This is a genomic window from Oceanimonas marisflavi, assembly GCF_003049725.1.
Lineage (GTDB): Bacteria > Pseudomonadota > Gammaproteobacteria > Enterobacterales > Aeromonadaceae > Oceanimonas > Oceanimonas marisflavi.
On the sequence record NZ_QAGM01000045.1, the window covers coordinates 1 to 3,856 of the forward strand.

The following is a 3,856-nucleotide window of genomic DNA, read 5'->3' on the forward strand; positions in this document are numbered from 1 at the left end:
GCGCTTACTGGCCTGTTCCAATAACGGTCTGACGGCTTCAAATTGTGCTCGCGTAATGTCGCTGGGGTATGTTTTTCGTTTCATCCGTCCAGTATCGGCTATTGGCGAAAGATTTCAAACAGGTTCTAAGGCCAATGTGGCCAGCATTGGCAGCCTTCGGGAATTCGATGAGCGCATCACGGCGCCGGTTCATGGCTTTGCCGGTGCCGACGACTATTACCGGCGCTGCTCGGGATTGCCCCGGCTGAGCGATATCGCCACCCCAACCCTGATACTGCACGCCGCCGACGATCCCTTTATGACAGATGCGGTCATTCCCGAAACAGCGACCCTGGCGCCGGCCATCACTTACGAGCTCAGCCGCCATGGTGGCCATGTGGGCTTTATTCAGGGCCTGCCCTGGCGGCCCCGTTACTGGCTGGAACAACGGGTGCCGCTCTGGCTGGAACAGCACTGGCCCTCTTTTCATCAGGAAACAGAATGATTATTCCCTTTCGTGACTTGCCCGAAGACACCCTGAACAATTTGATCGAGCACTTTGTGCTGCAGGAAGGTACCGAATACGGTGAACAGGATGTCAGCCTTGAGCAAAAAGTATTCGAGGTAAAACAGCAACTTGAGCGAGGTGATGCGGTTATCGTTTACAGCGAGCTGCACGAAACCGTGAACATAGTGCCGGCAGAGCGTTTCGGCCGCAAACCTTGACCTGGGCCCGGCGCCCTGCGTATAAACACTCACAGTTTCATCAATTTTAAGGTTCGCCATGTCCGCCAAGCACCCCATTATAGCGGTGACCGGCTCTTCGGGTGCCGGCACATCGACCTCCACCGAGGTGTTTCAGTCCATGTTTGCCCAGCTCGGGGTCAAGGCCGCCGTGCTCGAGGGCGACAGCTTTCACCGCTATACCCGGCCGGAAATGGACGTGGCCATTCGCCGGGCCCGAGAGCAGGGCCGGCACATCAGCTATTTTGGCCCCGAAGCCAACGATTTCGAGCTGCTGGAGCAGTTTTTCAAGGAATATGGCGACACCGGCACCGGCCAGTTCCGGCGCTATCTGCACACCTTTGACGAGGCAGTGCCCTTTAACCAGATGCCGGGCACCTTTACTCCCTGGCAGCAGCTTCCCGATGATACCAACCTGCTGTTTTATGAGGGGCTGCACGGCGGCGTGGTCACCGAAGAGCACAATGTGGCCCAGCACGTGGATCTGCTGGTGGGCATGGTGCCCATCGTCAACCTGGAATGGATTCAGAAGCTTATTCGCGACACGGCCGAGCGCGGTCATTCCCGTGAAGCGGTCACCGACTCCATCGTGCGCTCCATGGAAGATTACATCAACTTTATTACACCGCAGTTTTCCCGCACCCATATCAACTTTCAGCGGGTGCCGACGGTAGATACTTCCAACCCCTTCAGCGCCAAGGTGATCCCCAGCCTGGATGAAAGCATGGTGGTGATCCGCTTTCGTGGCATCAAGAACGTGGACTTTCCCTTTTTGCTGGCGATGATTGACGGCTCCTTTATGTCCCGGCGCAATACCATAGTGGTGCCCGGCGGCAAGATGGGCTTTGCCATGGAGCTGATTCTGCGCCCCATGCTGGAACAATTACTGGAAACCGGAAAAATTCGCTGAGTAAAAGGGAAAAAAGTGAACGCGCTTTTTCGCTTATCGATTGTTTACCATCAAGCCAAATATCGTTCACAACCCTGCCAGGAGCTGGCAGGGTTATAAAGACAGCCGTCCTTTAACGAGCTTGCTCAGGCTTCACGAATTTCAAAGGACGAGGAAATTTCCACCGCCTTTTCCAGCATCTTGATCACCGAGCAGTATTTTTTCATGGAAAGCTCCACCGCCCGCGCTACCTGCTTTTCCGGCAACTCCCGGCCGGTAAGCACAAAATTAAGATGAATGTGCGTAAATACCCTGGGCGGATTTTCCGCACGTTCGGCACTGAGCTCAGCTTCACAGCCGGTAATGGCCTGACGGCCTTTTTCCAGAATAGAGACCACATCAATGGCACTGCAGCCACCGGCGCCCAGCAATACCGCTTCCATTGGACTTATACCTTCCCCCGGATTGGTACCATCCAGAATAATTTTGTGCCCAGAATTGGATACAGCCTCAAAACGCATTCCATCCAACCAGCTGACCTTGGCTTTCATAACACCTCCTGAAGAAAAAAACGCATATTAGCCTATTGCCGCTCCGCTCACGAGCCGGATAAAACTTTCAGAGCCCTTGATGCCGGCCCTTAAGCCTTTTATGCTAGCTGCTCACCCACGCAATTAGGTATAAGGCCGGGCCGCAAGGACCAGGTCGACTCGAGAGGAAAATTCATGGTTATCGGCAAGCCCCAAAGTGACCCGACCCTGGAATGGTTTTTGTCACATTGCCATATTCACAAATATCCGGCCAAAAGCTCGCTGATCCATGCGGGCGAAAAGGCGGAAACCCTTTATTACATCGTCAAGGGCTCGGTCGCCGTGCTGATCAAGGACGAGGACGGCAAGGAAATGATCCTGTCCTACCTCAACCAGGGTGATTTCATCGGGGAACTGGGTCTGTTCGAAGAGACCGAAAACCCGGTACGAACTGCCTGGGTACGGGCCAAATCGCCCTGTGAAGTAGCTGAAATTTCCTACAAAAAGTTTCGCCAGCTGATCCAGGTGAACCCGGAGATCCTGATGCGGCTGTCGGCCCAGATGGCCACCCGGCTGCAGACCACCAGCCAGAAGGTGGGTGATCTGGCGTTCCTGGATGTGACCGGCCGCATTGCCGAAACCCTGCTGAACCTGGCCCGCCAGCCCGACGCCATGACCCACCCGGACGGCATGCAGATCAAGATCACCCGCCAGGAGATCGGCCAGATAGTGGGCTGCTCCCGGGAGACCGTGGGCCGCATTCTGAAGATGCTGGAAGAGCAGAACCTGATCACCGCCCACGGCAAGACCATAGTGGTGTTCGGCACCCGCTGAGCCGCACTTGCCGTGTGTTGCAACGCCACCGCCTGCGGTGGCGTTTTTGTTTTTTATCTGAGGAATTAAGGAATACGTATGTCGCGCCGAGTTTATTGCATTGCCGCCTTTCAACCCAAGCCGGGCAAGGAGCGGGAGCTGTTTCGTGTGTTGCAGGCCCTTGAAGCCGACACCCTGCGTGAGGACGGCTGTATTCAGTACCGGGTTACCCGTCATATCGACAGCCCCTTTGCCGGCGGCAGCAGCTTTCCCCTGGTGTTTAACGAGATCTGGGCCGACATGGCGAGCTTTGAGGCCCACTGTCAGCGCAGCGGTATTCAGGCATTTTTTGAAGCCCACTGCGTCAGCCCCGAGGGCCTGGTGGCCGAGCACAATGTGTGTATTTACACCGACGAGCCGGAAGACTTTGACGCCCCGCGTTTCTGAGTGAGCACTGACGCCGCCGGTAAACATTGTCTGTAATCCCGGCAAACGTCGGCCAACGGGTTCGCTTCGCTGCCACGCCGTCAACCCGTCCATGGGGGCTCCACTGCGCCATCCCTGGCGCAGAGGGGCTGCGAAACGAATCCCTTTTGTCCTTCTTTTTCCTCCCGGCATTGCCTGCCCCAACACACCTGAGTCATCAGATATAAAAATGCCGGAAAACTCCCGGCATCTAGGGGGCGTTCTCAATCATGCCAACCATATCACTGTTGATACGAGGTGGAGCATGGCAGTGTAGTGTTTCGCGACACGTTCATATCGTGTCGCGATACGACGGTAATGCTTGAACTTCTGGAAAGCGCGTTCAACCAAATTACGCTCTTTATACAGTGCCTTATCGTAATCCCGAGGGCTGATCCGGTTCTTCCTTGGTGGGATCACCGGATTGGCTCCACTG

Annotated in this window: 7 protein-coding genes; 5 read left to right on the forward strand and 2 right to left on the reverse strand. The window is 55.6% G+C overall.

The annotated features are described in order from the left end of the window. The first annotated feature begins 136 nt into the window (after positions 1–136). The 3 genes from DA373_RS15840 to DA373_RS15850 are packed head-to-tail and all read left to right on the forward strand — an operon-like array spanning position 137 to position 1,633. Positions 137–484 (forward strand): alpha/beta fold hydrolase family protein, encoded by a 348-nt coding sequence (locus DA373_RS15840; protein WP_198650340.1) that lies wholly within the window; start codon positions 137–139, stop codon positions 482–484. Then, the gene (locus DA373_RS15845) at positions 481–705 is read left to right on the forward strand and encodes a YheU family protein (protein WP_107853240.1); all 225 of its coding nucleotides are present in this window, start codon (positions 481–483) and stop codon (positions 703–705) included. Before DA373_RS15840 ends, DA373_RS15845 begins: the two co-directional genes overlap by 4 nt. 58 nt (positions 706–763) lie before the next feature. Next, entirely contained in the window at positions 764–1,633 is an 870-nt protein-coding gene (locus DA373_RS15850; protein ID WP_107853241.1) for a phosphoribulokinase, read from the forward strand. A gap of 125 nt (positions 1,634–1,758) precedes the next feature. On the opposite strand, the gene DA373_RS15855 is transcribed toward DA373_RS15850, so the two are convergent. Next, the gene (locus DA373_RS15855; protein WP_107853242.1) at positions 1,759–2,163 is read right to left on the reverse strand and encodes an OsmC family protein; all 405 of its coding nucleotides are present in this window, start codon (positions 2,161–2,163) and stop codon (positions 1,759–1,761) included. 174 nt (positions 2,164–2,337) lie between these two features. Between DA373_RS15855 and crp the strand changes: the two genes are divergently transcribed. Beyond that, positions 2,338–2,976, forward strand: a complete 639-nt coding sequence (crp, locus tag DA373_RS15860; RefSeq protein WP_094201837.1) for a cAMP-activated global transcriptional regulator CRP — start codon at positions 2,338–2,340, stop codon at positions 2,974–2,976. Positions 2,977–3,054: 78 nt separating this feature from the next. Next, positions 3,055–3,402, forward strand: coding sequence for a putative quinol monooxygenase (locus DA373_RS15865; RefSeq protein WP_107853243.1), 348 nt, complete (start codon positions 3,055–3,057; stop codon positions 3,400–3,402). 246 nt (positions 3,403–3,648) lie between these two features. On the opposite strand, the gene DA373_RS15870 is transcribed toward DA373_RS15865, so the two are convergent. Beyond that, positions 3,649–3,856: transposase (locus tag DA373_RS15870; protein WP_157953669.1), on the reverse strand; the 208-nt coding region annotated here is incomplete at its 5' end.

What these genes read in the sequence shown, in the direction of transcription:
- DA373_RS15845 (WP_107853240.1), top strand. Translation starts at nt 481, where the DNA reads ATGATTATTCCCTTTCGTGACTTGCCCGAAGACACCCTGAACAATTTG.
- DA373_RS15850 (WP_107853241.1), top strand. Translation starts at nt 764, where the DNA reads ATGTCCGCCAAGCACCCCATTATAGCGGTGACCGGCTCTTCGGGTGCC.
- DA373_RS15855 (WP_107853242.1), bottom strand. Translation starts at nt 2,163, where the DNA reads ATGAAAGCCAAGGTCAGCTGGTTGGATGGAATGCGTTTTGAGGCTGTA.
- crp (WP_094201837.1), top strand. Translation starts at nt 2,338, where the DNA reads ATGGTTATCGGCAAGCCCCAAAGTGACCCGACCCTGGAATGGTTTTTG.
- DA373_RS15865 (WP_107853243.1), top strand. Translation starts at nt 3,055, where the DNA reads ATGTCGCGCCGAGTTTATTGCATTGCCGCCTTTCAACCCAAGCCGGGC.